We start from the raw sequence: 26,257 nt of genomic DNA on the forward strand, positions 1-26,257 counted from the left end.
TGGGGCTACGCCGTGCAGGGCGCTCTGTCGCTCAAGAACCTGCCGACCGGCCCCGGCGACAGCATCAACATCACGGCGACCTACTCGAACGGCGCGACCCGTTACGTGCTGGGCGGCGTGAGCCCGAACTCGTTCGCGATCTACGGCAACAACTCGGTGCCGGGCACCTACCAGAGCGTCGCGTTCGGCGTTGCGGCTGACGGCGTGTTCGCCGGCACCAACAACCTGAACGGCACCGGTATCGAGAAGACCAGTGCCTGGGGCGTCCGTGGTGCGTTCAACCACAACTGGAACCCGAACTGGTCGACCTCGCTGTTCGGGTCGTACACCAAGCTCGACTACAACGGCACCGCGACCGCTCTGATCTGCACCGGTCTGGGCGCCAACGTGGCCGGCTTCACCTGCAACCCGGACTTCGCGATCTCTCAGATCGGTACCGTCACCCGCTGGACCCCGGTCAAGGGTCTGACCCTGTCGGGCGAAGTGATGTACACCTATCTGGATCAGGCCTCCTCGGGTATCCTGCCGCTGACCGCTGCGGCGACCAAGCCGGCCGCGTTCTACGAGTTCAAGGACCAGGGCGTCTGGAGCGGCAACCTCCGCGTTCAGCGCAACTTCTGATCCTCGCTTCCAAAGCGATCATCGACCAACCCCGGCGGGCAACCGCCGGGGTTTTTCTTTTGACGACTGCGAAGGCGAGGATGCGTCCAACGACGACGCTTGCGTCCGCGCACGCGCCATGGGTCTCGCAAGCTGCCACCGGCATCAGGCGGGTTGCCGAGGGGAGTCGCCGCAGCAGGTCCGGCTCTGCTCGCGTCAGGACCGGCGCTCTGGCTGTTCGATCTTCAGGCGTGGGCTCGTGCGAACCGGTCTCGGTCGCCCGAAGCGCTCTATTCGGCGCTGGCGCCGCGGCGGAGGTCGGCTTCGATCTGCAGTCGGTGTCCGCCGCCGAATCGAGCGCGGTAGACCTGCAGGTTCTCCATGATCCGCTGCACGTAGTTGCGGGTCTCCGCGAACGGAATCAGCTCGACCCAATCGACGGCGTCGACCTTGGGATCGCGCGGATCGCCGTAGCGCGCGACCCATTTGCGCACGCTGCCGCGCCCGGCATTGTAGCCGGCGAAGGTCATGATGTAGGAGCCGCGATAATCGTCGATCAGGCCGCCGAGCTCGGCGGCGCCCAGCGCGGCGTTGTAGACCGAGTCCGACTTCAGGCGCTGGACGTCGAAGGTGCAGCCGTGACGGCGGCAGACGTATTTGCCGGCGTCCGGCGTCACCTGCATCAGGCCGTAGGCCTTGGCCGGTGACACCACCGACGGATTGAAGCCGCTTTCCTGGCGGGCGATGGCATAGACGATCGCACGCTCGACCTCCGGGCCGACCGACCTGAACTGCGGAATGCCCATCATCGGGTAGGCGTAGTGATCGAACGGCAGACCGCGATTGAGCGCCGCCTTGCCGACCAGCAGCATCGCGCGCGCGTCGTTGTGGCGCGCCGCGGCTTCGCTGAGCCCGAGCAGGGCGTCGACGTCGCCGTTCTCCCCGACATCGGCGAAGATCGGGATCGCCATGTCGCCTTCGTCGATGGCGTACAGCAGGTTCACCGCACGGACGACTTCGAGCCGGTCGACGCTGCGGCCGTGGCTCGACGGCGGCGGGGCGAGGTCGAGTTGCGGCAGGCCGAGCTTGGCGCGCGACAATTGGCCGTAATAGCTGGTCGAGTGCGCCGCCGACGCCGAATACGCGGCGCGCGCCTCCTGGATGCGACCGGCGGCCTCGGCGGCGCGACCCTGCCAATAGCCGGCGCGCGCCAGCGCCGTGGGGTTGGTGGTGTCGCGGCCGATTCGGGAGAAATGCTGCGCGGCGGTGCCTGGATCGTTCAGAAACCGCAGCGCGATCCAGCCCGCGGTGAATTCCTGTTCGGTCTTGTAGATGCCCTTGGTCGGAGTCGCGGCGTCGCGCGCCACCAGATAGGCGAGACGATAATCGCCGATGTCGATCAGCTTGCGCGCCACCAGCCGCCGCTCGATCCACCATTCATCGAGATTGTGCAGCCGGTTCGGATCGCGCGGCACCGTCAGCATCAGCCGGCCGGCTTCGGCGATCTTGTCGTCACGCCGCAGCAGCTGGATCTTGCTGAACAGATAGCCCGGATCGTGGTGGAGTTCGCCGGGGACGGCGGCGAGCAGGGACTTGGCGTCCGAAGCCTTCTTGTCGACCGCGATTCGCGCCCGCGCCAAAGCGAGCTGCGCGCTGCCCAGCCGCCTGGCGGCGCGCAGGGCCGGACCGAGATCGTTGCCGTACAGGAACGAGTCCATGCGCGCCTTGTGATCGCTCGGCGTGATCAGCGGACCGAACAGCTCCAAGGCGATGGTTTCGGTTGCCTCGGACATCGTGTCGTTGCGCCAGGCGTCGCGCACCAGCTGCTCGGCCGAGCGACGGTCGCCGCGTCCCAGCAGCGCGCGCGCCAGCGCCAGCTTGCCCTTGCCGATCGACGGACGCTCGCCGTCGAAGAACGCCAGCACGGCGGCATCGTCGCGCCGATCGTCCCACAGCGCGGCCTCGGCGCGGCGGCGGAGAAAGCTCTGCGACGGCCAGCTCGGATTGGCACGGATGAACGCGGTATAGCGCTCGACGCTGACGCCGTTGTCCTCGCTGCGCAGGATCACCCATTCGGCGAGCTTGCGCGCGACCGGATCCGAGATCGTGTTGGCCACCTCGGTGGCGTCGCCCGGTTTGCGTTTCCGGATCAGCTCGATGACGTTCTCCAGCGCGCCGGCGTCGGCTGCCGAGGTCGCCGACGTGGCGGCGACCGCGGAGCGCTTCGCCGGTTTGTGCAGCGCCGCGGCCGGCGGACGCTGCCGCATCGGCTCGACCGCGTCGGTCGGAGTGGTCGCCGCGAGCGTGGTGGACGGACGCGGGTCGGGTTTCGGCAGCGATTGAGCCGCGACGGGCTTGGCGGCGACGCTTCGCACCGCCGGTCTCGGCTTCGGCAGCGGAACCTTGGCGGTGGCCGCCTCAGCCGCGTCGATGATTGCGGCGGCCCCGAAGCCGAGCGCCAGTGTTGCGGTCGACGTTCGCAGCATGGTCGCGAACAACGTGAGGCGTGACGGTGTCGGGTGCAAAATGCGGCGGCCTCCCTGTGGGGGCGATTCGGCGAGTCTGTCAGCATCCGCCGACGAAGTGAAGGCGCGCCCGCAGACCTGCCGGACAGTCGCCGCGGACTGTTTGCAGCGATTTAGGGGCAAAAACACGACCAAACCCTCACCGCGGGGTGAGTCCGATCGCCGCAGGGCGTCACGGCTCGTCGCAAAACGCGAAACGGCGCCGGTGTCGGCGCCGCTCACGACTTGCGTCAGAAAATCGAGACGTTACGGGCAGGGATGCCGCTTGCCGTCGTAACCGAGATAGGTGCCCGAGGCCGGATCGTAGGATTTGAAGCGCCGCCGGCAATAGGCTTCGGTGCGATCGTCGTCGTCCGGCACCACGGTGACGGTGGGTTCGTCGTAGTAGCCGTAATAGTACGGGTCGCCGTAGGAGCCGTAGTAATAGGGGGATCCGATCACCCCGATGCCGACGCCCGACCAGTATCCGCGCCGGCCGTGCCAGCCACCATGCCAATGGCGGCCTCCGCCGCCATGCCAGCGCGGGCCGCCGCCGCCTTGCCAGTTGCCGCCGCCAACCCGCGGTCCGACCGGCGCGCCGCGCGCGATCGCGCCGCCTGCCAATCCGCCGCGGCTGATGCCACCGCCGCCGAACATCGGCCCGCCGCCGCGCGGTCCGCCGCCGGAGAACGCCGGGCCACCGCCACGCGGTCCGCCGCCGCCACCGGCGATCGCCGGTCCGCCGCCGCCACCGCCGCCGACCGCGGGGCCACCGCCACCGCCGCCACCGCCACCTCCACCTCCGCCGCCGGCCACGGCCGGGCCTTGCGCCAGACTGGCGGAAGTGGTCAGGGGAACGGCGATGGCCAACGCGGCCACGGCACTCAACGTCTTCAGATTCAGCATTTTGAGCTCCATCGACGGGAATCGGTTCGGGAACATCCGCTGTCGTCTCAACCCGATCGGATGGCGGTCGTTCCGTTTCGCTCGCGACCGTCGCCAAAAGCTCGTCAAAGTCGGCTGTATGGAACCTGAATGAATTGCGGTGAATTTGCGGAACCGGCGGGCGGCTTGTTCGCAGCCATTTGCAACGACTGGACAACCGCATCCGCCGGTGGCATCAGGGACTGCGTTGTGGCCGCTGAGGATGCGCCGAGATGAAACTGTTTTTGCTGCGGATTTTTACCTGGTGGAACGGCTTCACGTTCGGCACCCAGCTGTGGACCTGGCGGTTCGGCGAGCTGGTCGGCACCGACGATCAGGGCAACCGCTATTTCCGCACCAAGGGCGGCAAGATCGATCCGACGCTCGGCTTCCAGCGACGCTGGGTGCTTTACAACGGTTATGCCGAGGCGAGCCGGGTGCCGCCGGAATGGCACGGCTGGCTGCACAATGTCGTCGACCTGCCGCCGACCGAAGAGAGCTTCACGCCGCGCGAATGGATGAAGCCGCATCAGCCGAACCTCACCGGCACGCCGCTGGCGCACCGGCCGACCGGCTCCACGCTGTCGATCGGCCGCCGTCCGAAAGCGACCGGCGACTATCAGCCCTGGACTCCGGGAGCCTGAGCCTCGGCTCGCCGTCGCGGCCGATCAGTCCGCCGGCGCCGAACCGACTGACAGCCGCTCGGCCGCGCGTCTGATCGCGTCGATGCGGCGCTGCCGCGCGCCCTGCATCCGCTGCTTCAGCATCGCGACCACCTCCTGCGGCGCAGTGTCCGGCGAACCGGCGTTGAACGGCGGCGCGGGATTGTACTCCAGCATCAACTGGATCGCCTGGGCCGTCGCACGGTCGGCCAGCAGTTCTGCCAGCGTCAGCGCGAAATCGATTCCCGCAGTGACGCCGCCGCCGCTGATGCGGTTGCGGTCGATGCAGACGCGCGACCGCTCCGGAATCGTACCGAACGCCTTCAGATCCTCCAGCGCCGACCAATGCGTCGTGGCGCGGTAGCCGCGCAGCAGGCCGGCCGCGCCGAGCACCAGCGCGCCGGTGCAAACGGAGGTGAGATAGCGGGAGTGCTCCGCCTGACGGCGCAGGAAGGCGAGGGTGTCGTCGTCGTTGACGAGATCGTCGGTGCCGGTGCCGCCGGGCACGCAGATCACGTCGAGCTGCGGGCAGCCCGCGAAGTCGATCGTCGGCGGCAGCATCAGCGCGGTGTCGCTGGTGACCGCGGCCATCGTCTTGGCGACGAGATACACTTTCGCGTCCGGCAGACGCGAGAACACCTGCAGCGGGCCGGTGAGGTCGAGCTGGGTGAGATTCGGAAACAGCAGCAATCCGATGGTCGTGGCGGTCATGGCGGTCTCCCTGCGACGGCTCGGCGCGCGGCGCTTGACGACGCCAATCTGACATGCTCGGCTGATAGCCGAAATGGCATTTTTCCCTCGTTTTCGGACATGGCGAGGCGCATCATGATCGGCGTGCTGATCTATCCGGATTTTCAACTGCTCGACGCCGCGGGACCGATCGCGGCATTCGAGATCGCGGCGCGCTACGCGAAGGTGGCGCCGGCCATCAAGGTGATGGCGGCAGAGGCCGGTGCGGTGCGAAGTTCGTCGGGAGCCGAACTGCTGGCGCGCGGCCTGCGCCACGATCGGGCGATGCACACCTTGGTCGTCGCTGGTGGCGACGGGGTGCATCGCGCGATCCACTGCGCACGGACGCTGGCTTTCCTGCGCGGGACGGTGCGGCGCGGCTGCCGCATCGCCAGCGTCTGTTCCGGGGCCTTTCTGCTCGCCGAAGCCGGAGTACTCGACGGTCGGCGCGCCACCACGCATTGGGGCCGCAGCCGCGACTTTCGCACGCGCTATCCGCAGGTCCGATTGGAGCCGGATCGGATCTTCGTGCGCGACGGCGAGGTGTGGACCTCGGCCGGCATCAGCGCCGGTATCGATCTGGCGCTGGCGATCATCGCCGAGGATTACTCCGATGCGATCGCCCGCGACGTCGCGCGGCAGTTGGTGGTGGCGCAGCGCCGTGCCGGCGGTCAGTCGCAGTTCTCGTCGCTGATCGAGCTGCAGGCGCCGTCCGGGCGGTTCGCCGGACTGCTGTCGTGGATGCGCGAACACCTCGACACGCCGCTGACCGTCGAGCGACTGGCCGAGCAGGCGGGGATGAGCACGCGGCATTTCGCCCGCGCATTTCTGGCCGAAACCGGAACCACGCCGTCGAAGGCGGTGGAGCGGCTGCGGCTCGACGTTGCGCGCAGCCGGGTGCAGGCTTCAGGTGAAGCGATCGAGTTGGTCGCGCAGGCCACCGGCTTCGGCGATCCGGAGCGGATGCGCCGCGCCTTCATCCGCGCTTTCGGTCACCCGCCGCAGGCGCTGCGCCGGGCCGCCAAGGCGGCGTGAAGATCGCGCCGTCGCGGTTGACCGTCAGACGGTGACGATCGCTGCTTCCGCATGGACGCGCTCGGCCTCGGCATTGAGCGTCGTCATCGCCTGGGTCAGCTCGGGATAGACGTCGTCGTCGATGGTGACGACGCCGTAGTTGGAGTCCTCGCCGTCCCAGCGGCCTTGCGCCGGCTGATCGGCGTGGACGAACCAGTGATAGCCGATCAGCGCCGGGTGGCGCAGCGCCGCCGCGGTGTAGCGCGTGAAACCCGCCGCACGCTCGCGCTGGGTCGGCATCCGTGGACCGGCGCCGTGGCTGTTGGGCAATCCCGCATCGTCGCCGCGGAACGAGTATTCACTGATCAGGCACGGCCGCCCGGTGTCGGCATAGCCGTCGATGACCGCGTCGGGCAACGGATCGTAGCAATTGACACTGATCACGTCGCAATACCTGCCGGCAGCCGCGACGACATCGCGCGGCGGCACGTAGGCGAATCTGGCACCGAGCACCAAGTGATTGGGATCGGCCGCGCGGATCGCGGCGGCGCTGACCGACAGATAGCGCTCGGCCAGCAGCCCGGCGAAGGCGTCGCAATCGGCGAAGTAACCGCGCGCGATCGGATCATGCTCCTGCGCCCGATCGTTGGTGAAGAAGTTGCGGCTGAACGGCGGCGGCTGCAGCGGCGCGGCGGCGAGATCGTCCCACGACGACAGCGTGCATTGCCACGCCGCATTGAACTGATCGATGCCCTCGTAGCGGCTGTTCAGCAGCGCCAGTGCGGCGCGCCGCGAGAACGGCGCGTCCATCGCGCGCAGGATCGTCGGCAGCAGTTCGTTCTCGCCGCGCCAGTCAGGTCCCCACGGCAGTTCGTTGTCGGTGAACCAGCCGAGCACATGCGGATCATCGCACTGCGCCGCGCAGATCTTGCGTGCATGCGCGCGGGCGAACTGTTCGAACGCCGGATCGAAAATGTCGCACAGCGGCCAGCCGCCGCGGCCTTCGCCGAAGGCGGTCGCGACATAGACGACGCCGGCGGCGGAGGCGAGGGGCACGGCGCCAGCGTGTGCGACCTCCGGCTCCGACCAGGCGCCGAGCGTATTGAAGCCCCAGGCGGCGAGGCGGTCCGCCGCGGCGCGCCGCCACGCTTCGCGGCTGCCGTACTTGCGCATGCAGGCTTCGCGATACGGCCGGCGATCGGTGCCCTGGATGTTGTCGTGATCGAACTGCACCGACACCACGCCCTTGGACAGAAACCGCCCGCCGTCCGGATCGACAAACCACCACACGCCGTCGATCTGTTCGGTCCGGAAGAAGCCGCCGGCTTCGACCTTGCGATCGGCAAGGCCGCCCCAGCGCGTGCGTGCAAGTTCAGTCATTCCGTCGCGACGGTCGGCGCCCGCGCGCCGCTGCTCCCTGTTGACCGCGCAAATCCTCGGCCGGCTGGAGCGCGGTCACGTTGACGCCGGTCAATGCCGGGCTGCGGCTAAAGCGCCTTCAGCCAGTCGGCGATCTGGCGTACCACGACGTCGGCCTGGGGCAGCAGTTTGCCCATGGTGAAGAAGCCGTGGAATTGGCCCGGATAGGTCCGATGCACCACAGGCACGCCGGCGTCGGCGAGGCGGCGGGCGTATTCGTCGCCCTCGTCGCGCAGCGGATCGGCACCCGCGGTGACCACGAAGGCCGGTGGCAGCCCCGCAAGGGTTTCGGCGCGGGCCGGTGAGGCGCGCCAGTCGTCGGCATCTTGCGCGCCGCTCAGATAGTGATCGCGAAACCAGCGGATCACCGAATGCGTCAGCAGCACGCTGGTCTCCGGTTCGCTGTGCGAAGCATGCCGCATCGAGAAATCGGTGGCGGGATAGATCAGCACCTGGCCGGCGAGCAGCGGTCCGCCGTGATCGCGGGCGTGCAGCGCGACCACCGCCGAGAGGTTGCCGCCCGCGCTGTCGCCGCCGACGCAGAGCCGTTCGGGGTCGATGCCGAGCTTCTTGGCATGGCTGGCGATCCAGCCGGTGGCCGCGATCGCGTCGTCGACCGCGGCGGGGAATTTGTGCTCCGGCGCCAGCCGGTAATCGATCGAGATCACCACCAACTGGCCGTCGTCGGCGATCGCGCGGCACACCACGTCGTGGGTGTCGAGATCGCCGATCACCCAGCCGCCGCCATGAAAGAACACCAACGCGGGCGCGAGCCCGTTATCCTGGCGCAGCGCTTTCGGCGTATAGATCCGTGCCGAAATGTCACCGGCCGGCCCTGGAATCGCCAGCTCTTGTACGGACGCGAGTTCGCGTGCCTCCGGATTGCTGACCAGCCGCGCCGCCGAGTAGTAGGCGCGAGCTTCGTCCGCGGTCAGCGTCTCATAGGCGGGGCGGCCGGCGTCCTGAAATGCCCTGTAGACGGCGGCGGCGTCGGGATCGAGCTTGGCGGGCATGGATCACTCCCTAAGGCTTCCCGGTTCAGGCCGGGATTGTGGCGGCCGCAACAGGCGGACCTCGCATTGTTTGCAACCAATATCTCAGGAGTTCCTCGCAATAGCCAGCGGGCAGGGCGCTTCGGCTCGGAGGACCCGCCCTTTCCCCGCCGTATTCCCCGTGTTAACCGGAAGGCCGATGCGAGCGGCCCGAAGCTGTAGAATGTCGCAAGCCTGATTCGTCGATTGAAGCCGCGCGGAATGTCCCGAAGCCTGAGCCTAGTCGGTCTTGCGGCGTTGATCGTCGCCCCGTTGATCGCGTTCGCGCCGCCGGCGCAGGCGCAGATCGGCAACATCTTCTCGGATCCGCCGCCGCGGCCGCCGGGCATGGTGCCGCGTGGCGCGCCGCCGGCCGACGACGAAGAGGAAGAGGTGCCGGATCTGCCGCCGCAGGGGCGGGTGCTGCCGGCGCCGAACCGGGCGATGCAGGGCTCGGCGATGCCGGGACCGGTGCAGTCGCAGCCGCTGCCGCCGCCGCCCGGGTCCACCGTGATCCCCCAGACCACGCCGGGTACGCCGGTTGCGCCGGCCGAGCCGAACACCGGCGTCGCCAATGCGCCGGCTGCGGCCAATCCGCTGCCCGGGCTGCCGCCGGGACAGCGCCAGCCGCGCGGCACGCCGCAGACCAATCCACCGCCGTCGCCGGCGACGCTGCAGCCCGGCGACGAGATCGTCACCGAGCCGCCGGCGCAGAAGATCGTCAACAAGAAGGCGAGCTTCACCGGACTCGACAAGATCACTGGCCGCACCATCAGCTTCGACGCCGACATCGGCGAGACGGTGCAGTTCGGCGCGCTGCGGGTGAAGACCGACGCCTGCTACACGCGGCCGGCGACCGAGGCCACCAACACCGACGCCTTCGTCGAGGTTGACGAGATCACGCTGCAGGGCGAGGTGAAGCGGATCTTCTCGGGCTGGATGTTCGCGGCGAGCCCAGGCCTGCATGCGGTCGAACACCCGATTTACGACATCTGGCTGACCGACTGTAAGAACCCCGAGACGCCGAACGTCGCCAGTGCGCAGCCCGAGGCGCCCAAGCCGGCCGCCCAGCCGCAGCCGCGCCGCCGTGCGCAACAGCCGCCGCCGCAGCGCCCCCAGCGTCCGCCGCCGCTGCCCGGATTCCAGCAGTAGCGGGTTAGAGCAGTTCTGCTTTTTGTAGAATCAGAGCTGATCCGCACCGCGTGCCACACGCACAACCTCATGGTGAGGAGGCGCGTAGCGCCGTCTCGAACCATGTGACGCAGGGAATGCGTTGCCCCATCCTTCGAGACGCCCGGCTTCGCCGGGCTCCTCAGGATGAGGACTCAGTGCCTTCGGAAAGGTCGGGTCGTTTCAATCAAACGATGAACCGCTCTAGCTTCGGGATTCGATGATTGCCAGCGCCTCGGCGCCTGAAATCGGCCGATCCATCGGCAGTGCGGCGAACGCCGCGTCGCCGTCGAGCGCGTCGTCCAGCAGTGTGCGATAGCGCATCCGCGGGACTTCGATCGCGCCGAAGCTGCGCAGGTGGTCGGTGACGAACTGGGTGTCGAGCAGGGTGTAGCCGCCGGCGAGCAGCCGGGCGACCAGGTGCACCAGCGCCACCTTGGACGCGTCGCGGACGCGGTGGAACATGCTCTCGCCGAAGAAAGCGCGGCCCAGGCTGACGCCGTACAGGCCGCCGGCGAGATCGCCGTCCTGCCAGACCTCGACGCTGTGGCAATGGCCGATCTCGTGCAGCCCGATGTACAGCTCGCGGATCCGCCGGTTGATCCAGGTGTCGTCGCGTCCCGGCTGCGGCGCGGCGCAGCCGTCGATCACCGCCTTGAAGTCGCGGTCGACCGTGACCGTGAAGACGTCGGACCGCACCGTGCGGGCCAGCCGCGAGGCGACCCGGAAGCCGCCGAGCGGGATGATGCCGCGCATGTCCGGCTCGACCCAGAACAGCGACGGATCGTCGACGCTCTCGGCCATCGGAAAGATGCCGCAGGCATAGGCGCGCAGCAGCACGTCGGGGGTGATCTCGGAAGCGGCGGACTCGCGTGAAGTCATGCCGGGAGCATAGCACGAGGCTTCGCGCGTGCGACCTCGTCGGCCGACCGGTGACCGCTCAGTGCGGCAGATCCGGGTTCCAGCCGAGCAGCGCCAGCATCGCGAAGAACGCGACGAAGTACGCGATGCCGATGTGCCAGCCGTGACGCAGCCACAGCACCACCGACTTGCCTTCCGGGAACATGTTGGTGATCGCGACGCCGGCCGAGGAGCCGAACCACATCATCGAGCCGCCGTACCCGACCGCGAAGGCGAGGAAGCCCCAGTCGTAGCCACCTTGCTTCAGCGCCAGCGCGGTGAGCGGGATGTTGTCGAAACCGGCCGACACGAAGCCGAGGCCGAGCGCGGTCTGCCAGCTCGCCGCCGGAAGCTGGTCCACCGGCATCAGCGAGGCGGTGGTGACCAGCGCCAGCAGGAAGATGGTGCCCTTGAAGGTCGCCGGCATCAATTCCCAGTCCGGGCGGCGCAGCGGCGCGGTCAGCAGGATCACCGCCCAGACGGTGAGGCCGAGCACCGGCGCGTGGTCGAGCAGCGCCGGAAACTTGAGATTGGCGGTGATGTTGGCGGCGAGCGCCGCAACCAGGATCGCAGCGACGATGCCGACCCGGACCCATTCGATCTTCAGGCCGCGCGGCGCGTTCTTCTCGATCGGCGAGAACCGCTGCTGCTGGATCGACGCCGGCACCGCGAACAACGCCAGCGCGATCGCGGCCGCCACATAGGCGTCGAGCACTTCCAGCGGGTTGACGCCGCCGATCCACATCATCGTCGTGGTGGTGTCGCCGACCACGCTGCCGGACCCGCCGGCGTTGGAGGCGGCGACGATCGCGGCCAGATAGCCGATGTGCACCCGGCCGCGGAACACATGCCGCGCCACCATGCCGCCGATCAGCGCCGCGGCGATGTTGTCGAGAAAGCTCGACAGCACGAACACCAGGCCGAGCAGGACCACCGGGCCCTTCCAGTCGTCGGGCAGCAGCGCCGGCATCTCGTCGGGAATGCCGCTCTTCTCGAAATGCGCCGACAGCAGCGCAAAGCCCATCAGCAGCAGGAACAGGTTCGCCAGAGTCACCCATTCGTGCTGCATGTGCAGGGCGAGGCCGCCGAGGCCGGTGCCGGTCTTGAAGCCGGCGAACGCCAGCTTGTAGCCGGCCACCGTGACCAGTCCGGCCAGCGCGATCAGCAAGGTGTGGCGATGGAAAATCGCCACCCCGAGCAGGGTGGCGGCGAACAGGATGAAGTCGAGCGGGATGCCGAACAGCAGGATCGGTGTCACGGCGCCCTCGTGTCATGCAGGGCGGGCGCGGCGGTGTCCGCAGGCTGCGCCGGGACGGCGCGCCGCAACAATGCAGGCGGCAGGGATTTGCCGCAGAGGGCCTGGGCGATCAATGGGTCTGGTCCCGAGGTGAAACAGCCGAACCGGCCGAGCGCCGGGCGCGGCGGAAGCTGCCCGAGGTGCGACAAAATGGCAAGCGGGACCATGGTCTGCTGGCTGCCGGCTTACCGACCTGACCGGCCCCCTGTCGGCGGCTCAGCTCCGGACGGCCAGCCAGATCCAGTGCCGTGAGCCGGTGCGTTTGCCGACCGCCCGCACCGGGACTTCGTTGACGGCGAAATCGCCGCGCCGCAGCCGCTTGGTGAAGCTGTCGTCTGGTCCCGACGACCACACCGCCAGCACGCCGCCGGGGCGGAGTGCCGCGCGCGCCGCGGCGAGGCCCTTGGCGTCGTATAGCTGGTCATTGGCCGGCCGGGACAGCCCCTCGGGGCCGTTGTCGACGTCGAGCAGGATGGCGTCGTAGCGGCCGGCGCCGGCGCGGATCAGCTCGCCGACGTCGCGCTGCAGGATGGTGACGCGCGGATCGGTGAGGCTGTCGCCGAACAGCCCGGCCATCTCGCCGCGCCCCCAGTCGATCACCTCGGGCACCAGCTCGGCGACCTCGATGCCGGCATCGTCGCCGAACACCTTCAGCGCGGCGCGCAGCGTGAAGCCCATGCCGAGGCCGCCGATCAGCACGCGCGGCCGGGGCCGCCCGGCGAGCTTCTGGCAGGCGAGGGTGGCGAGCGCCTCCTCGGAGCCGCCGAGCCGGCTGTTCATCAGCTCGTTGGCGTCGAGCCGGATCGAGAATTCCTCGCCGCGCCGCATCAGCCGCAGGTGGCCGCCGCCGGGGATGTTCGCGGTGGCCAGTTCAATCCAGGGAAGCACAGTGGTCGCCTTTGGTCGCTGAGAGGTCGCCGGCAGGAGGGGACGCCCGCCCGGAGAATCCGCGCCCTGTGTAGTGCGCAGGCGGCGTGGTGTCACCAGCAGCAGGACGTCAGGGAGCGGCGGTCTCGGGAGCGGGCGTGGCGGGCGCGTTGGCGCGGCGGAAACGCAGCACCATGCGGGTGCCGGCGTGCCGCGGGTCGCGCTCGACCTCGGCTTCGAGCTTGGCCGCCATCGCGCTGACGATGCGCTGGCCCATGCCGGTCGATTGCGGATTGGCCTTGACGTTGAGGCCGACGCCGTCGTCGCAGATCACCAGTTCGAGCTCGTCGCCGTCGGCCTTCAGTTCGACGTGGATCGGGCCCTTGCCCTCCGGATAGGCGTATTTGACCGCGTTCATCACCAGCTCGTTGACGATGATGCCGATCGCCACCGCGCGGTCCGGATCGGTCTCGACCGGCTGCGCCGACAGCGTCAGCCGCGACATCCGGTTGCCCTCGGCAGAGCGCCGCAGGTCTTCGAGCAGCGCTTCGAGATACTGGTTGAGCATCACGCTCTTGAGGTCGTGCGAGGTGTAGAGCCGGCGGTGCACCTGCGCCACCGCGGCGACGCGGCCCATCGCATTGGTCAGTGCCGCCTTGACTTCCTCCTGCTTGCTGGACGAGGCCTGCAGATGCAGCAGCGAGGCGATGATCTGCAGCGAATTGCCGACGCGGTGGTTGACCTCGCGCAGCAGCACTTCGCGTTCGGCGGCGAGGGCGGCATAGCGGTCGCGCGAGGCCCGTACTTCGGCTTCGGCGTCGTCGCGCGCCTTGCGCACCATCGCCTGCTTCAGCGCCTGATCGGCGGCGACCTGCAGCAGCGGCACGAACTCGCCCTGGGCGTCCTTGACCAGGTAGTCGTCGGCGCCGGCCTTCAGCGCGGTCACGGCGATCTTGGAATCCTGCGAGGCGGTGACGAACACCACCGGGGGCGGATCGGGGATCGACTGAATCTGCTCCAGCGTCTCCAGCCCGTCGAGGCCGGGCATGTACTGGTCGAGAGCGATCACGTCGATGCCGCCCTGGCGCAACCGTTCCAGGCCGGCTTCGCCGCTCAGCACGTGCTCGACACAGAATCCCTGCCGCTGCAGGCCGCGCGAGACGAGGCGGCCGAGCGCCTCGTCGTCGTCGATATAGAGCAGGGTCGGCTTGGCGTCTGTCATGGAGCGTCGGGCTGCGGAACCTGAATGACCGAGAAGAACAGGCCGAGTTGGCGGATCGCGTTGGCGAAGCTCTCGTAATTCACCGGCTTGGTGATGTAGACGTTGCAGCCGAGCTCGTAGCAGCGCTTGATCTCGTGGGCGTCGTCGGTCGTCGTCAGCACCACCACCGGGGTGGTCTTGAGATGATCGTTCTCCTTGATCCGCCGCAGAATGTCGATGCCGCTGGCATCGGGCAGATTGAGGTCGAGCAGCACCAGCAGGGCGCGATGCTTGTGTTCGATGCCGGTGCCGTCGCTGCCGAACAGATAATTCAGCGCGGCTGTCCCGGAGGTGAACGGGATGATCTCGTTGTTGACGCCGGAACGGCGGATATTCCGCTCGATCAGGCGAGCATGCCCCTCGTCGTCCTCGATCATGATGATGGTGACAGGGTTACTCATGCGCGCTGTTCCTGGTTCTTGTTCGCCGTCCATTTGGCCGGCAGGGTGATGGTGAAGGTCGAGCCTTCGCCGAGCGCGGATGACACCGACATGGTGCCGCCCAGGCGTCGGACCAGCGCTCGCACATGGGCGAGTCCGATCCCTTGGCCGGGCCGATCCTGTGTACCGGCGCGGCGGAAAAGATCAAAGATTCTCTGGTGGTCCTTGGGATCGATCCCCCGGCCATTGTCGGTAATCTCGTAGATTGCGAAGCCGAGCTTCTGCCGGCCCCGGATCACGATGTCGCCCGGCACGCCATCCTTGAGATATTTCAGGGCGTTATCGATAAGATTTGAGAAGATCTGTTCGAGCGCGAGGCGGTCGCTGACGATCTCCGGCAGCGGCTCGATGCGGATCTGGGCATTGGCCTCGGCGGCCTGATGCGCCACGGTGGAGGCGATATTCTCAATCAATTCGCGGGTGTCGATCCGTACCGGCTGGAACTGGCGGCGGCCTTCGCGGGTCAGATTCAGAATGGCGCTGATCAGCCGGTCCATCTTGCCGATCGAGGATTTGATGAAGCCGAGCGCCTCGGTGAAATCCTCCGACAATTGCTGGTCGGCGGGCTCGAGTTCCGGCTCGCCGTCGCTGTCGGCATTGGCGGCGCTCTGCTTGCCGGCGACTTCCCGGCTCAGCGTGGCGATGCGGCGGAAGATGTCGCTGCGCAGCTCCTCCAGCTCGCTGGTGAAGCCCATGATGTTGACCAGCGGCGAACGCAGATCGTGGCTGACGATGTAGGCGAAGCGCTGGATCTCCTCGTTGGCCTCGCGCAGGTCGGTGGTGCGCTCCTGTACGGTGGATTCGAGGTTCAGATTGTTCTCGCGAAGCTGGTTTTCGGCCTCGTCGCGGGCCCGCGACGAGCGCCGGACCAGGAAGATCGACAGACCGGCGAGCACCAGCACCAAGCCCGAACCGGTGGTGGTGATGATGGTGGCCAGCGCCTGGCTGCGGTCGGCGGCGGTAGTGCGCTCCGCAAACAGGCGGTTCTCCTCGACGCGCATCTTGGTCAGCGCGTCGGTGAGCTCGTTCATCGCGCGCCGGCCGCCGACGTCGCGCAGCATTTGCCGGGCTTCCTGGTCCCGGCCGTCCTTGCTCAGGGCGATGACGCGGCGAAACCGGTCGAGCCGCTCGCTGGCCGATGCGATCGCCATGTCGACCAGCGGACTCTGAACGGCGTTGTCGGCGACGAAGCTGCGCAATTTGGTCAGCCGCGGCAGCACGTCGGACGCGGCTTCCTCGAACTGGTCGATCAGATCGTCCTGGCCGGTCAGCACATAGCCGCGCTCGGCGCTCTCGGCGCGGCGAAGCTGCAACTGCACCAGTGCGATCTGGTTCTGCACTTCGAGCGTGTGGGCGACCCAGGCGTTGTCCTCGCGGGCCTTTTGCAGCCAGTACACCGACGCGAGGCTCACCGCGACCAGCACGCCGAACGAAAGCGACAAAAGGGTGATCTGGGCAAGCGAGCGCCTGCGCGCAGATTCAGGCGTCACCGCGCGCCTCCAGCACCAACGAAACCAGCCAAACCATCCCCCAGACGCGTCACAAGCGGAATTTCGAACGCTATCCAACGCCGGGGAGGCGGTTTGGTTCCCGAGACCGCGCGATTTTTTGCCGCGCCGTCGACCTGCTTGAACGAGGCGCAAGCACGCCGGGTCCGCTTTAGCGGGTGACGTCGCTACCCTTCAGGGGCGCCGGAAGCCAGATACTGCTCCAGCCAGTGGATGTGGTAGTCGCCGTCGATGATCGACGGCTCGCGAACCAGGGCGCGGAACAGCGGCAGCGTCGTCTCCACGCCGTCGACCACCATCTCGTCGAGCGCCCGGCGCAGCCGCATCAGGCATTCGCCGCGGGTCTTGCCATGGACGATCAGCTTGCCGACCAGCGAGTCGTAATAAGGCGGAATGGTGTAGCCCTGGTAGACCGCCGAATCGATCCGGATGCCGAGGCCACCGGGCGGGTGGTAGCGCGAGATCTTGCCGGGCGAGGGACGGAAGGTCACCGGGTTCTCGGCATTGACCCGGCATTCGATGGCGTGGCCGTTGAGGGTGATCTCGTCCTGGCTGACCGGGAGGTCGCCGCCCGCCGCGATCCGGATCTGCTCCAGCACCAGATCGATGCCGGTGATCATCTCGGTCACCGGATGTTCGACCTGGATGCGGGTGTTCATCTCGATGAAGTAGAACTCGCCGTCCTCGTAAAGGAATTCGATGGTGCCGACGCCGAGATACTGCATGTCCTGCATCGCCTTGGCGCAGATTCCGCCGATCCGCGCGCGGGCCTCGGGGCTGATCACCGGCGACGGGCTCTCCTCCCACACCTTCTGATGCCGGCGCTGCAGCGAGCAGTCGCGCTCGCCGAGATGGATGGCGCCGCCGCGGCCGTCGCCGAGCACCTGGATCTCGATGTGGCGCGGCTTCTGCAGGTACTTTTCGAGATAGACCGAGGCATCGCCGAACGCCGCCTTGGCTTCATTGCCGGCGGTGGCGATCGCCAGCGCCAGGTCTTCAGCGGTATGGGCGACCTTCATGCCGCGGCCGCCGCCGCCCGCCGCCGCCTTGACCAGCACCGGGAAGCCGATGTCCTTGGCGATCGCCATCGCGTCGTCGTCGGGGCCGACGGCTCCGTCGGAGCCCGGCACCACCGGGATGCCGAGCCGCTTGGCGGTCTTCTTGGCTTCGATCTTGTCGCCCATCAGGCGGATGTGTTCGGCCTTGGGGCCGATGAAGTGCAGATTGTGGTCTGCGAGGATCTCGGCGAAGCGGGCGTTCTCGGACAGGAAGCCGTAACCGGGATGCACCGCGTCGGCGCCGGTGATCTCGCAGGCGGCGAGCAGCGCCGGCACGTTGAGGTAGCTGTCCTTGGATTGCGGCGGCCCGATGCACACGCTCTCGTCGGCGAGACGGACGTGCATCGCGTCGGCATCGGCGGTGGAGTGGACCGCGACCGTGGAGATGCCGAGCTCCTTGCAGGCGCGGAGCACGCGTAGGGCTATCTCGCCGCGATTAGCTATCAGGATTTTGTCGAACATCGGACTAACCGCCTTGTGAGGCCAAAGGGCGAAGGGCGAGTAGCGAATGGAAAGAGTAACGAAGCGAACGTCTATTCGCTAATCGTTACTCGCCATTCGCGTCTTACTCGATCACCACCAGCGGTTCGCCGAACTCGACCGGCTGGCCGTCTTCGACCAGGATCTGGGTGACGAGGCCGGCCTTCGGCGACGGAATCTGGTTCATGGTCTTCATCGCTTCGACGATGAACAGGGTCTCGCCGACGGAGACTCGGCTGCCGACATCGATGAACGGCTTGGCGCCGGGCTCCGGAGCCCAATACACCGTGCCGACCATCGGCGAGGACACGACGCCGGGATGCTTGGCGAGATCGACCGACGCGCTGTCGACCGACGTCGCGATGGTCGCCGGCGCCGCCGCATAGGCGGTCGGCACCGCCGCCGCGATGCTGACGTTGCGGGCGACGCGCACGCGCAGGCCGGCCCGCTCGATCTCGATTTCGGTCAGGTTGGTCTCGTCGAGCAGCACGGCGAGTTCGCGGATCAGGGTGCTGTCGTTGGTCGCCGGGGTGGTGGTCGGCTCGGCGGCGGTTTTCTCTGCAGGCTGGCGGGCCATGATGTGTCGATCCAGATGTCTTGAGTGAACGGGCGGGGTCAGGCCGGGGCGCTGGCGCCGATTTTGGCGGCGAGGCCATTGATGGCCAGCCGATAGCCGTCGATGCCGAAGCCGCACAGGCTGGCGAACGCGGCCTTGGCGATGAACGAATGGTGACGGAAGTCTTCGCGGGCGAACACGTTGGAGACGTGCACCTCCACTGTCGGGATCTGCACGCCGACCAGGGCGTCGTGCAGGGCGATCGAGGTGTGAGTGTAGCCGCCGGCGTTGATGACGATGCCTGCCGCCTTGTCGCTGCGCGCCTGGTGAATCCAGTCGATCAGCTCGCCTTCGCGGTTGGACTGCCGGCACACCGCAACCAGCCCGAAACCGGCGGCGGTCTCGGCGCACAGCTTCTCGACGTCGGCCAGCGTGGCGCGACCATAGATTTCCGGCTCCCGGGTCCCGAGCAGATTCAAGTTCGGGCCGTTCAGCACGTAAATCGTCTGAGCCATCGAAAATTCCGGCAATATCTGCGAATCTGATCCAGCCGGGCGGGGCAACCCTTCGCACAGCCTGTCGGAATCCGGCGAAATTCACCTGATTGCGGGCCTTATAGGTAACCTCGGCGCTGAGGGGAAGCCTGAACAGGCTCACGGCATGGATGAAATGCCTGATGCTTTGGGCGAGGGGGGATACCCAAGCGGCGGGAATCGTTTGCAATCGACGCACCGTGGCATCGGCACCGGTCAAGGGGGCGGCGCGCATTCCGCCCCCTCGCACCGGACCGGATCGCGGCCAGGGATCAGATATCGAGGACCGCGACGATCTCCAGCGTGCGCGGGTCGACCACCACGATCTCGTCGCGCACCCGGAAGAATTCGTAGCCCCGCCAGTCCGGATAGATGGTGATGATCTCGGCCGGAAGCGGGTGGAAACGGACGTCGCGGGGGACGCGCGTGCCGACCGAGATCGAGAAGTTGATGTTGGTCTGCGGCTCGACGCGCTGGTTCTTGATCACCGTGGTGATCTTGCTGCGCTGCTCGCCGGACAGCTTGGCTCGGGTGCCGGCCTGTCCCGTGGTGGTCGCGGATCCCTCGCGGTCGCGGTCGTTGTCGGCACTACGCTGGGCGTCGCGGCTGCGATCTTTGTCGGCTCCGCGCTGCATGTCCCGGTCACCATCCCGACGGCTGTCGGCGCCGCGTTGCATGTCGCGATCACGGTCGCGGTCGTTGCCGGCGCTGCGGTCGATCGTGGGCGCTTCGCGGGACGCGCCGGAACGATCGGAATCGGAGCGCTGCATTTGACTAGCGCCGGCCCCGGCGCCGCTACCGCTCGGGCTCGATGGCGATTGACCGACCGATGGCGCAGGGGCGCCGCCGCCGGCGCCGGTGGAACCTGAGGGTGACTGGGCGTGGACGGCCGTGCCGCCGGCGATCAGGGTCGCCGCGGCGACTGACAGCAACAAACGATGGTTCATGGCGCTCTCCAGGTTGCCTGCCCGTGCCTCAACGGCAGGTCTGCGCCACTGTTCCCGACGTACTGGGTTCCCTCGTCGAATCCCGAGTTTTGTTTTGTCGAACCGTCACAATCGGACTAAGCTGATCGCGCGTGTGAGGCTCTGCGGCGACTGCGATGCGGTCGCGATTCCGAAGGCTCGATTGATCCCGCGCGCGGCTTCAGCCTGAACCGATCGGCTTTGCGCATTCAGGCGTCTCGCGCTCCGTTAGTAGTTGCAGACCGGAGGTGTCATGTCTCGCTACATCGTGCGATTTATGAAGGGCATCCTCGGTGAGAACGGTCGTCACGAGGAAGTCTGCCAGAGGCTGATCGAGGTCGATGCCGAGACCAGCGACGATGCCGTCGAACTCGCCAAGCGGCGCTTCTGCGAACAGGAACGGCTGCCGGAATGGTCTCTGCACGCCGATCGCGTCGACGTCGCCGAAACCGAGTTTCCGTCCTAGCTCTCTTGCAACTCGTGAGCGCGCGTGCGGGATGTTGCGCGATCATCGCGCGTTCGGATCTGCCTTCGTTGTCCGAACCAGCGCGGGACGATCGCTGGATCCGCGTCCGCATGGATCACATCGTACGGTTGCCCTGTGCATTTCTACAGTGTAGAAATGGCGGACCGTGGGAGCTGACAGCGTTGCGAGAGCTTCACACGGTGACATCGCGATCCGCTTCGCGATCTCAATCAGGCTGTTTGGCTAGACCGCTCTTACACTGGACCGCCGGTCTTGTTCAGTCTGCGGAGCACGCTGATGCGCGTGTCCGGGAGCCGACTCGTGACGCGAGGCTCGGATTGCGAGCGAACCATGAGCGGACTGCTCTCCATTTTCGATCTGTCAGACGAACGCGGCGTGTTGAGAACCTCGATTGCCGTCACGTTCCTGATCTCCTTTCTCGGCATCGGCTTCGGGCTGTTTTCGGGATCGTTCGCGATCGCTTTCGACGGCGTGTATTCCCTGATCGATGCGGGGATGAGCCTGCTGTCGCTGATCGTGGTCAATTTGATCACGTCCTACGCGGTGGCGGATCATCTGTCGCGCAAACTCAGGGAACGCTTTTCGTTCGGTCTCTGGCATCTCGAACCGATGGTGCTCGGGCTGAACGGCACCTTGCTGATCAGCGCGGCGGTCTACGCCTTGGTCACGGCCATCGGCAGCCTGTTGAGCGGTGGGCGCCACCTGGAGTTCGGCTGGGCGGTGATTTACGCGGCGGTGACGGTGATCGTCTGCGCGGGGATCGCGGCGGTCGAGTGGCGCGCCAATCGGAAGATCGGGTCCGAGTTCGTCAGGCTCGATGTGCGCGGCTGGACCATGTCGGCCGGGATCAGCGCCGCGCTGCTGATCGCCTTCATGATCGGCTTGGCCGTGCAGGGAACGTCATGGCAGTGGATTTCGCCCTATATCGATCCGGTGGTCCTGGCGGCGGTTTGCATCCTGATCATTCCGCTGCCGATCTCGACCGTGCGACAGGCGCTAGCGGACATCTTCCTGGTGACGCCGATCGACTTGAAGAAGCACCTCGACACGGTGGCGGCGGCTTTCGTCGCGAAGCATGGCTTCCTGTCCTATCGCGCCTACGTCGCGCGTGTCGGCCGCTCGAAGGAGATCGAACTCTACTTCATCGTTCCCGCCGACGCGCCTGCGCGAACCATCGGCGAATGGGACGCGTTGCGTGACGAGATCGGCGATCTGGTCGGCGACGACGGACCGAACCGTTGGCTGACCGTCGTGTTCACGGGTGATCCTGAATGGGCCGAATGAGCTCGACCGCAGACGCGAAGCTGAACATCAAGGCCCGCGTGAGTTCCGGCCCGCGCGGTCTCGCCAAGCATGAGATCGTCGATACCGCAGTGAGGCTGATCGAGGAGGTGGGGGAGGCCGGCTTCAGCGTACGCAAACTCGGAGACCGAGTCGGCTGCGATCCGATGGCGATCCTCTATCACTTCAAGAACAAGGACGGCATGTATCGCGCGATGGCCGACGCCCTGGTGGCGAAGCTGTCACCCGTCGGCAGCGACCAGCCTTGGCAGGATCGGCTACGCGCCCATGCGCGCGATCATCGCGCGCTGGCGCTCCGATATCCCAACACGTTTCCGCTGCTGCAGAGGTTTCTCAACACCGGGGTTGCAGACTTCCCCCATATTGAAATGGTCCATCGTGCGCTTGCTGATGCCGGCGTACCGGACCAGGAGGCTCCCGCGGTGTGTCTCGCCTGGTACGCAGGCGTGATCGGCCTGTGCGCGGCGGAGATCAACGGGCTGGTACGGCCGGCTCGCGCCTCCGAAGTCGCGGAAATCGAGGCGCTGCCTGCCGCCGAGTTTCCGGTGCTGAGGAAACTGGCTCCCTCGTATCTGGCTCTCGAGAGCCAAGCCGTCTTCGAGATCGCCAACGAGCTCTTTATCCGAGGCTTGTGCGGCCAGCCGGGCCGCTCGCCCGACTGACACGTTCTCCGCCGTCATGCCCGCGTCAAGATCGCCGGCGCCGGCAACAGGCGATCTGAAAGCAGGCTTCCGATCGCGCTCAGCAGGTCTCCTTGCCGCAGCGTGCGGTGTTGATCTTCTGGCGCAGCGTGTCGAGGCCGACCGCGCCGACCACCACCTGCTTGCCGATCACGTAGCTCGGCGTGCCGTTCATCCCCATCGCTTCGGCGAGCTTGAAGCTCTCTTCGATGGTGGCGCGCACTTCCGGCCCGGCCATGTCCTTCTCCAGCCGCGCCATGTCGAGGCCGGCGTCCTTGGCCGCAGCCATCGCCCGCGCCTTGTCGGCCTGGCCGCGGCTGCCGAGCAGCTTCTGGTGGAAGTCGAGATACTTCTTGCCGCTCGGGTCCTGCATCCGCACCGCGATCGCGACCTGCGCGGCCTCCACCGAGGGCGGGCCGAGCACCGGGAATTCCTTCAGCACAACCTTCAGCTTCGGATCGCCCTTCATCAGTTCGAGCATGTCCAGCATCGCGCGCTTGCAGTAACCGCAGTTGTAGTCGAAGAATTCGACCATGGTGACGTCGCCGTTCTTGTTGCCGAGCGTGACGCCGCGCGGCGAATTGAAGATGGTGTCGGCGTTGTCCTTGATTGCGGCCTGATGCTTCTCGGCCTGGGCCGCGGCCTGCCGCTTGCCGAGCTCTTCGGAGGCTTCCTCCAGCACCTCGGGATGCGACACCAGGTATTCCTTGATGATCGCCTCGATCTGGCTGCGCTGCTCGTCGGAGAATTTCTGCGCCGAGGCGACGGCCGGCGCGCCCACGAGGGCGAGCGCGATCAGGGCTGAGGCGAGCGGGCGGAACGACGGCATGGGCGGATCCCTTCGGCGGGTCGATGCGGTGGAAAGCTGCGTATTCGAACGCTTCATAGCGCTTTTCACCGCCGATTACGCGGTTTTTGTGAACACGATCCGGCCAGTGCCTCGATCGTCGGCGCCGGACGCGACGACGCCGGCGCTCGGGGCAGCGAACGCCGGCGTCGCATGGGTGGGGGCTGCGTTACTTGATGGTGGTCAGGCGCAGATACGGCCGCGGCTCGTCCCAACCTTGCGGGAACGCCTTGGCGGCGGCTTCGCCCTTGAGCGACAGCGGGATGATCACCTTGTCGCCCGGCCGCCAGTCGGCCGGGGCCGCGACGGTGTGCTTGTCGGCGAACTGCAGCGCGTCGATCACGCGCAGGATCTCGTCGAAATTGCGCCCGACATTCATCGGGTAGGTCATGGTCAGACGGATCTTCTTGTTCGGATCGATGATGAACACCGAACGCACCGCGGCGGTGTCGCTCTGGTTCGGATGGATCATGTCGTACAGCTTGGCGACCTTCAGGTCCGGATCGGCGATGATCGGAAATTGCAGGTCGGTCTGCTGGGTGTCGTTGACGTCGGCGATCCACTTCACGTGTTCGTCGACCGTGTCGGTCGACAACCCGATCGGCTTGACGTTGCGCGCGGCGAACGGCCCGGCCAGCTTCGCGGTCTTGCCCATTTCGGTGGTGCAGACCGGCGTGAAGTCGGCGGGGTGGCTGAAGAAGAAGACCCAGGAATCCCCGATGAAATCGTGAAACGAGATCTTGCCCTTGGTGGTGTCGGCCGTGAAGTCGGGGGCAATATCGCCGATATGAAGGGACATCGGTACGGTCTCCTGTCGGTTTGGTGAGTGCTGAGTCACGCGCCGAACGCTGATCGCGCGCGTGGAAGGATGGAGATCTCGTAGATGGAGATTCCGCACCGCAGGATCAAGGAACTCATCGCAAAAGCATCCGCAAAAACGGTTCGGACGGTGCATGATTTTCATGCACCGCCCGAATGATACGTATCTCGATACGGCTACGGGCAGGGCACCTCGCGGCCACCCTTGGCGATGTAGGTGCCGGTCGCCGGATTGTATGAGCGGAAGCGTCGCGCGCAGTAGTCCTGCTGCCGTGCCGCCTCGGCCTGGCTGGCCGCGATCGCGCCGCCGACGATCGCCGCGCCGATGCCGAGACCAATCGCAGCGCCCGCGCCCGGGCCGCCCCAGCCGCGCCCGCGTCCGCGACCACGTCCGCGCCCACGACCCCAGCCGCGCTGCGCCTGCGCGGGGGTCGACGCCAGCGTCATCGCCGCGCCGGTGGTGGCGATCATCCCCAATCCGTACATCGTCAGCAGCGCAACGCTCGCCAGCGCACGCGTGATGAACTTGCGGGGCCTGTTGCCCGAGGGCCGTGTCGAGTTGGTCATGGATGCTTCTCCCGATGTTGGTGCAGCGATACTGTTTGCTGGTGAGCGCCGCGCGCTTGACGCAACTGTCGCGATACGGGGGCGACCGCGAGACTCAAAGAGGCGGACAAGATCGCCGCGCCGGGAGTGTGACAGAGCCGCGGACAGGGGACAACCGCCGCGGCGCGACAATCGATCGCGGACCGCTATTTTTGACCCGGCATCTTCGCCGCGACGATGTCGTCGGCTTTCACCCATCCCGGCGAGCCGACCGGAAAGCGGGTCTTGGCGCGGGCGGCGAGGTCGCGGGCGGTCTTGGCGTCGCCGCGCAGATAGGCCGCCTGCGCCGAGGCGAGATCGGCCTCGGCGTAGTTGCCCTTGTGGCCGTAGGCCATCGCCAGCTGACTGTAGCCGATCGGCACTTCACGCTCGCGGCCCAGCGCGCCACGCAGGATCTGGATCGCCTCGTCGGTGTAGGCCTTGTTGTTGCTGGCGACCAGCGCCTGGCCGAGCAGGATCTGGATCAGCGGTGCACCGCCGGTCATCGCCACCGCCTTGCGCAGCGGCGCGATCGCTTCCGCCGGCTTGCCGCCTTCGAGCAGCGCCTGGCCGCGCAGCTCGTAGAAATACGGGTTGTTGGGCTGGGCCTGAATCAGGCCGTCGATCTGCGCCAGCGCCGAGCGCAGATCGCCGTGCAGATAGCTCGCAATGGCGCGCGCGTAGCGCGCCGGCAGGCTGGTGTTCGATGCCGGATAGCGGCGATGCACCGTGTCGGCCCGTTCCATGAAGCCGGAAACCTTGGCGCGCATCATGTCGTGGCGGAGCTGCAGCGCAGGATCGTCCTTCTTCTCCCAGAACTGGCTCGAGCGGGCCAGCTCGGCGAGCGCGGCGACGCGTTCGGCCGGCATCGGATGCGACTGCGCATAGGGATCGGCGCCGCGCGCGGCGAACAGGCTCTCGTTGGTGAAGCGCTGGAAGGTTTCGTACATCCCCTTCGCGGACTGCTGCGTCGCGTTGAGAAACTTCACCGCGGCGCGGTCGGCGTTCTCTTCCTGCTGGCGCTGATACGACAGCAGATTGCGCCGGATCATCTCCTGCGGCGCCGAGATCGCCGCGGCGCCGATGTTGCCGGCGCCGCTGTTCGGGCCGGCATTGGCGCCGGCCACCATCGCGCCGACGCCGAGCAGCATCGCGACGATCATCTGGGTCTGGGCGTGCGAAATCTGAGTCCGCAGTTTGGAGAGATGGCCGCCGGCGAGATGGCCGGTCTCGTGCGCCAGGACGCCGATCAGCTGATTCGGCGTCTCCGCCTGCAGCAGCGCGCCGTAGTTCACGAAGATGCGCTGGCCGTCGGCGACGAAGGCGTTGAACGACGGGTCGTTGATGATCGCGACCTGGATGTTCTGCTTTTCCAACCCGGCGACCCGCAGGATCGGTCGGGTGTAGTCGCGCAGCAATTGTTCGGTCTCGGTGTCGCGCAGCAGCGGCGGCCCTTTCGCCGCGGGGGCCTGCGCCAGCACGGGAACCGGCGCCAGCGCGAGCGCCAGCGCGGTGACGACCGCGACCAGTCGCGACGCCTGCCTGCGAACGGACGGACATAGCCGTCCGGCGAAAACTGCAATGACCTTCAGCATTGGCCGAGCTTCAATTACCGGATA

At 67.1% G+C, this 26,257-nt stretch carries 26 protein-coding genes; 7 read left to right on the forward strand and 19 right to left on the reverse strand.

The features are described 5' to 3' along the window. A partial coding sequence (locus DWA33_RS22675) for a porin (protein WP_181902438.1) occupies positions 1-621 on the forward strand: 621 nt, incomplete at its 5' end. Between the two features lie 269 nt (positions 622-890). Here DWA33_RS22675 and DWA33_RS22680 read toward each other — a convergent pair. Next, positions 891-3,086, reverse strand: coding sequence for a lytic transglycosylase domain-containing protein (locus DWA33_RS22680; protein ID WP_181902439.1), 2,196 nt, complete (start codon positions 3,084-3,086; stop codon positions 891-893). A 285-nt stretch (positions 3,087-3,371) separates the two neighbouring features. Then, positions 3,372-4,010 carry a BA14K family protein gene (locus tag DWA33_RS22685; RefSeq protein WP_114360793.1) on the reverse strand — a complete coding sequence of 213 codons (639 nt, stop codon included), beginning with the start codon at positions 4,008-4,010 and terminating at the stop codon, positions 3,372-3,374. A 251-nt stretch (positions 4,011-4,261) separates the two neighbouring features. Between DWA33_RS22685 and DWA33_RS22690 the strand changes: the two genes are divergently transcribed. After that, positions 4,262-4,672, forward strand: a complete 411-nt coding sequence (locus DWA33_RS22690; RefSeq protein WP_114360767.1) for an NADH:ubiquinone oxidoreductase subunit NDUFA12 — start codon at positions 4,262-4,264, stop codon at positions 4,670-4,672. A 24-nt stretch (positions 4,673-4,696) separates the two neighbouring features. Here the strand turns inward: DWA33_RS22690 and DWA33_RS22695 are convergent, their stop codons facing one another. Next, positions 4,697-5,401: a DJ-1/PfpI family protein gene (locus DWA33_RS22695; protein ID WP_114360768.1), complete on the reverse strand. Its 705-nt coding sequence runs from the start codon at positions 5,399-5,401 to the stop codon at positions 4,697-4,699. Between the two features lie 114 nt (positions 5,402-5,515). On the opposite strand from DWA33_RS22695, the gene DWA33_RS22700 reads away from it, so the two are divergent. Continuing rightward, entirely contained in the window at positions 5,516-6,454 is a 939-nt protein-coding gene (locus tag DWA33_RS22700) for a GlxA family transcriptional regulator (protein WP_114360794.1), read from the forward strand. A gap of 24 nt (positions 6,455-6,478) precedes the next feature. Here the strand turns inward: DWA33_RS22700 and DWA33_RS22705 are convergent, their stop codons facing one another. Next, positions 6,479-7,813: a glycoside hydrolase 5 family protein gene (locus DWA33_RS22705; protein WP_114360769.1), complete on the reverse strand. Its 1,335-nt coding sequence runs from the start codon at positions 7,811-7,813 to the stop codon at positions 6,479-6,481. A gap of 107 nt (positions 7,814-7,920) precedes the next feature. After that, positions 7,921-8,865 carry an alpha/beta hydrolase gene (locus tag DWA33_RS22710; protein WP_114360770.1) on the reverse strand — a complete coding sequence of 315 codons (945 nt, stop codon included), beginning with the start codon at positions 8,863-8,865 and terminating at the stop codon, positions 7,921-7,923. Between the two features lie 240 nt (positions 8,866-9,105). Between DWA33_RS22710 and DWA33_RS22715 the strand changes: the two genes are divergently transcribed. Then, positions 9,106-10,035, forward strand: coding sequence for a DUF2155 domain-containing protein (locus DWA33_RS22715; RefSeq protein ID WP_114360771.1), 930 nt, complete (start codon positions 9,106-9,108; stop codon positions 10,033-10,035). Positions 10,036-10,257: 222 nt separating this feature from the next. On the opposite strand, the gene aat is transcribed toward DWA33_RS22715, so the two are convergent. The 10 genes from aat to DWA33_RS22770 all read right to left on the reverse strand — a co-directional run bounded on the left by aat (position 10,258) and on the right by DWA33_RS22770 (position 19,900). Further along, complete coding sequence (gene aat, locus DWA33_RS22725) at positions 10,258-10,935, reverse strand: leucyl/phenylalanyl-tRNA--protein transferase (RefSeq protein ID WP_114360772.1); 678 nt, start codon at positions 10,933-10,935, stop codon at positions 10,258-10,260. 58 nt (positions 10,936-10,993) lie between these two features. Continuing rightward, complete coding sequence (locus tag DWA33_RS22730) at positions 10,994-12,211, reverse strand: citrate transporter (protein ID WP_114360773.1); 1,218 nt, start codon at positions 12,209-12,211, stop codon at positions 10,994-10,996. Between the two features lie 255 nt (positions 12,212-12,466). After that, positions 12,467-13,138 (reverse strand): spermidine synthase family protein, encoded by a 672-nt coding sequence (locus DWA33_RS22735; RefSeq protein ID WP_114360774.1) that lies wholly within the window; start codon positions 13,136-13,138, stop codon positions 12,467-12,469. 109 nt (positions 13,139-13,247) lie between these two features. Then, the gene (locus DWA33_RS22740) at positions 13,248-14,339 is read right to left on the reverse strand and encodes a histidine kinase dimerization/phosphoacceptor domain -containing protein (protein WP_114360775.1); all 1,092 of its coding nucleotides are present in this window, start codon (positions 14,337-14,339) and stop codon (positions 13,248-13,250) included. Beyond that, positions 14,336-14,779 (reverse strand): response regulator, encoded by a 444-nt coding sequence (locus DWA33_RS22745; protein WP_013502774.1) that lies wholly within the window; start codon positions 14,777-14,779, stop codon positions 14,336-14,338. Before DWA33_RS22745 ends, DWA33_RS22740 begins: the two co-directional genes overlap by 4 nt. Then, the gene (locus DWA33_RS22750; protein ID WP_114360776.1) at positions 14,776-16,308 is read right to left on the reverse strand and encodes a sensor histidine kinase; all 1,533 of its coding nucleotides are present in this window, start codon (positions 16,306-16,308) and stop codon (positions 14,776-14,778) included. Before DWA33_RS22750 ends, DWA33_RS22745 begins: the two co-directional genes overlap by 4 nt. Before the next feature lie 185 nt (positions 16,309-16,493). Further along, entirely contained in the window at positions 16,494-17,846 is a 1,353-nt protein-coding gene (accC, locus tag DWA33_RS22755) for an acetyl-CoA carboxylase biotin carboxylase subunit (RefSeq protein ID WP_114360777.1), read from the reverse strand. Between the two features lie 103 nt (positions 17,847-17,949). Continuing rightward, a complete protein-coding gene (gene accB, locus DWA33_RS22760) occupies positions 17,950-18,441 on the reverse strand; it encodes an acetyl-CoA carboxylase biotin carboxyl carrier protein (protein ID WP_114360778.1) in 492 nt (163 codons plus the stop codon). A gap of 38 nt (positions 18,442-18,479) precedes the next feature. After that, entirely contained in the window at positions 18,480-18,935 is a 456-nt protein-coding gene (aroQ, locus tag DWA33_RS22765) for a type II 3-dehydroquinate dehydratase (RefSeq protein ID WP_114360779.1), read from the reverse strand. Between the two features lie 290 nt (positions 18,936-19,225). Next, entirely contained in the window at positions 19,226-19,900 is a 675-nt protein-coding gene (locus DWA33_RS22770) for a DUF1236 domain-containing protein (RefSeq protein WP_114360780.1), read from the reverse strand. 271 nt (positions 19,901-20,171) lie between these two features. Here DWA33_RS22770 and DWA33_RS22775 point away from each other — a divergent pair, with 271 nt between their 5' ends. The 3 genes from DWA33_RS22775 to DWA33_RS22785 all read left to right on the forward strand — a co-directional run bounded on the left by DWA33_RS22775 (position 20,172) and on the right by DWA33_RS22785 (position 22,369). Next, positions 20,172-20,384 carry a hypothetical protein gene (locus DWA33_RS22775; protein WP_114360781.1) on the forward strand — a complete coding sequence of 71 codons (213 nt, stop codon included), beginning with the start codon at positions 20,172-20,174 and terminating at the stop codon, positions 20,382-20,384. 351 nt (positions 20,385-20,735) lie between these two features. Further along, positions 20,736-21,689: a cation diffusion facilitator family transporter gene (locus tag DWA33_RS22780; protein WP_114360782.1), complete on the forward strand. Its 954-nt coding sequence runs from the start codon at positions 20,736-20,738 to the stop codon at positions 21,687-21,689. Next, the gene (locus DWA33_RS22785; protein WP_114360783.1) at positions 21,686-22,369 is read left to right on the forward strand and encodes a TetR/AcrR family transcriptional regulator; all 684 of its coding nucleotides are present in this window, start codon (positions 21,686-21,688) and stop codon (positions 22,367-22,369) included. The genes DWA33_RS22780 and DWA33_RS22785 overlap by 4 nt, the downstream gene beginning before the upstream one ends. A gap of 79 nt (positions 22,370-22,448) precedes the next feature. Here DWA33_RS22785 and DWA33_RS22790 read toward each other — a convergent pair whose 3' ends face one another. The 4 genes from DWA33_RS22790 to DWA33_RS22805 form a co-directional block, all read right to left on the reverse strand. Further along, complete coding sequence (locus DWA33_RS22790; protein WP_114360784.1) at positions 22,449-23,216, reverse strand: DsbA family protein; 768 nt, start codon at positions 23,214-23,216, stop codon at positions 22,449-22,451. 187 nt (positions 23,217-23,403) lie between these two features. After that, entirely contained in the window at positions 23,404-24,033 is a 630-nt protein-coding gene (locus DWA33_RS22795; RefSeq protein ID WP_114360785.1) for a peroxiredoxin, read from the reverse strand. Positions 24,034-24,230: 197 nt separating this feature from the next. Further along, on the reverse strand, positions 24,231-24,620 hold the full coding sequence (locus DWA33_RS22800; protein ID WP_114360786.1) for a BA14K family protein: 390 nt from the start codon (positions 24,618-24,620) through the stop codon (positions 24,231-24,233). Positions 24,621-24,805: 185 nt separating this feature from the next. Further along, the gene (locus tag DWA33_RS22805; RefSeq protein ID WP_114360787.1) at positions 24,806-26,233 is read right to left on the reverse strand and encodes a M48 family metalloprotease; all 1,428 of its coding nucleotides are present in this window, start codon (positions 26,231-26,233) and stop codon (positions 24,806-24,808) included. Between the last annotated feature and the right edge of the window lie 24 nt (positions 26,234-26,257).

The sequence above is a fragment of the Rhodopseudomonas pentothenatexigens genome, from assembly GCF_900218015.1.
Lineage (GTDB): Bacteria > Pseudomonadota > Alphaproteobacteria > Rhizobiales > Xanthobacteraceae > Rhodopseudomonas > Rhodopseudomonas pentothenatexigens.

What these genes read in the sequence shown, in the direction of transcription:
- DWA33_RS22680 (WP_181902439.1), bottom strand. Translation starts at nt 3,086, where the DNA reads ATGCTGCGAACGTCGACCGCAACACTGGCGCTCGGCTTCGGGGCCGCC.
- DWA33_RS22685 (WP_114360793.1), bottom strand. Translation starts at nt 4,010, where the DNA reads ATGCTGAATCTGAAGACGTTGAGTGCCGTGGCCGCGTTGGCCATCGCC.
- DWA33_RS22690 (WP_114360767.1), top strand. Translation starts at nt 4,262, where the DNA reads ATGAAACTGTTTTTGCTGCGGATTTTTACCTGGTGGAACGGCTTCACG.
- DWA33_RS22695 (WP_114360768.1), bottom strand. Translation starts at nt 5,401, where the DNA reads ATGACCGCCACGACCATCGGATTGCTGCTGTTTCCGAATCTCACCCAG.
- DWA33_RS22700 (WP_114360794.1), top strand. Translation starts at nt 5,516, where the DNA reads ATGATCGGCGTGCTGATCTATCCGGATTTTCAACTGCTCGACGCCGCG.
- DWA33_RS22705 (WP_114360769.1), bottom strand. Translation starts at nt 7,813, where the DNA reads ATGACTGAACTTGCACGCACGCGCTGGGGCGGCCTTGCCGATCGCAAG.
- DWA33_RS22710 (WP_114360770.1), bottom strand. Translation starts at nt 8,865, where the DNA reads ATGCCCGCCAAGCTCGATCCCGACGCCGCCGCCGTCTACAGGGCATTT.
- DWA33_RS22715 (WP_114360771.1), top strand. Translation starts at nt 9,106, where the DNA reads ATGTCCCGAAGCCTGAGCCTAGTCGGTCTTGCGGCGTTGATCGTCGCC.
- aat (WP_114360772.1), bottom strand. Translation starts at nt 10,935, where the DNA reads ATGACTTCACGCGAGTCCGCCGCTTCCGAGATCACCCCCGACGTGCTG.
- DWA33_RS22740 (WP_114360775.1), bottom strand. Translation starts at nt 14,339, where the DNA reads ATGACAGACGCCAAGCCGACCCTGCTCTATATCGACGACGACGAGGCG.
- DWA33_RS22745 (WP_013502774.1), bottom strand. Translation starts at nt 14,779, where the DNA reads ATGAGTAACCCTGTCACCATCATCATGATCGAGGACGACGAGGGGCAT.
- accC (WP_114360777.1), bottom strand. Translation starts at nt 17,846, where the DNA reads ATGTTCGACAAAATCCTGATAGCTAATCGCGGCGAGATAGCCCTACGC.
- accB (WP_114360778.1), bottom strand. Translation starts at nt 18,441, where the DNA reads ATGGCCCGCCAGCCTGCAGAGAAAACCGCCGCCGAGCCGACCACCACC.
- aroQ (WP_114360779.1), bottom strand. Translation starts at nt 18,935, where the DNA reads ATGGCTCAGACGATTTACGTGCTGAACGGCCCGAACTTGAATCTGCTC.
- DWA33_RS22770 (WP_114360780.1), bottom strand. Translation starts at nt 19,900, where the DNA reads ATGAACCATCGTTTGTTGCTGTCAGTCGCCGCGGCGACCCTGATCGCC.
- DWA33_RS22775 (WP_114360781.1), top strand. Translation starts at nt 20,172, where the DNA reads ATGTCTCGCTACATCGTGCGATTTATGAAGGGCATCCTCGGTGAGAAC.
- DWA33_RS22780 (WP_114360782.1), top strand. Translation starts at nt 20,736, where the DNA reads ATGAGCGGACTGCTCTCCATTTTCGATCTGTCAGACGAACGCGGCGTG.
- DWA33_RS22785 (WP_114360783.1), top strand. Translation starts at nt 21,686, where the DNA reads ATGAGCTCGACCGCAGACGCGAAGCTGAACATCAAGGCCCGCGTGAGT.
- DWA33_RS22790 (WP_114360784.1), bottom strand. Translation starts at nt 23,216, where the DNA reads ATGCCGTCGTTCCGCCCGCTCGCCTCAGCCCTGATCGCGCTCGCCCTC.
- DWA33_RS22795 (WP_114360785.1), bottom strand. Translation starts at nt 24,033, where the DNA reads ATGTCCCTTCATATCGGCGATATTGCCCCCGACTTCACGGCCGACACC.
- DWA33_RS22800 (WP_114360786.1), bottom strand. Translation starts at nt 24,620, where the DNA reads ATGACCAACTCGACACGGCCCTCGGGCAACAGGCCCCGCAAGTTCATC.
- DWA33_RS22805 (WP_114360787.1), bottom strand. Translation starts at nt 26,233, where the DNA reads ATGCTGAAGGTCATTGCAGTTTTCGCCGGACGGCTATGTCCGTCCGTT.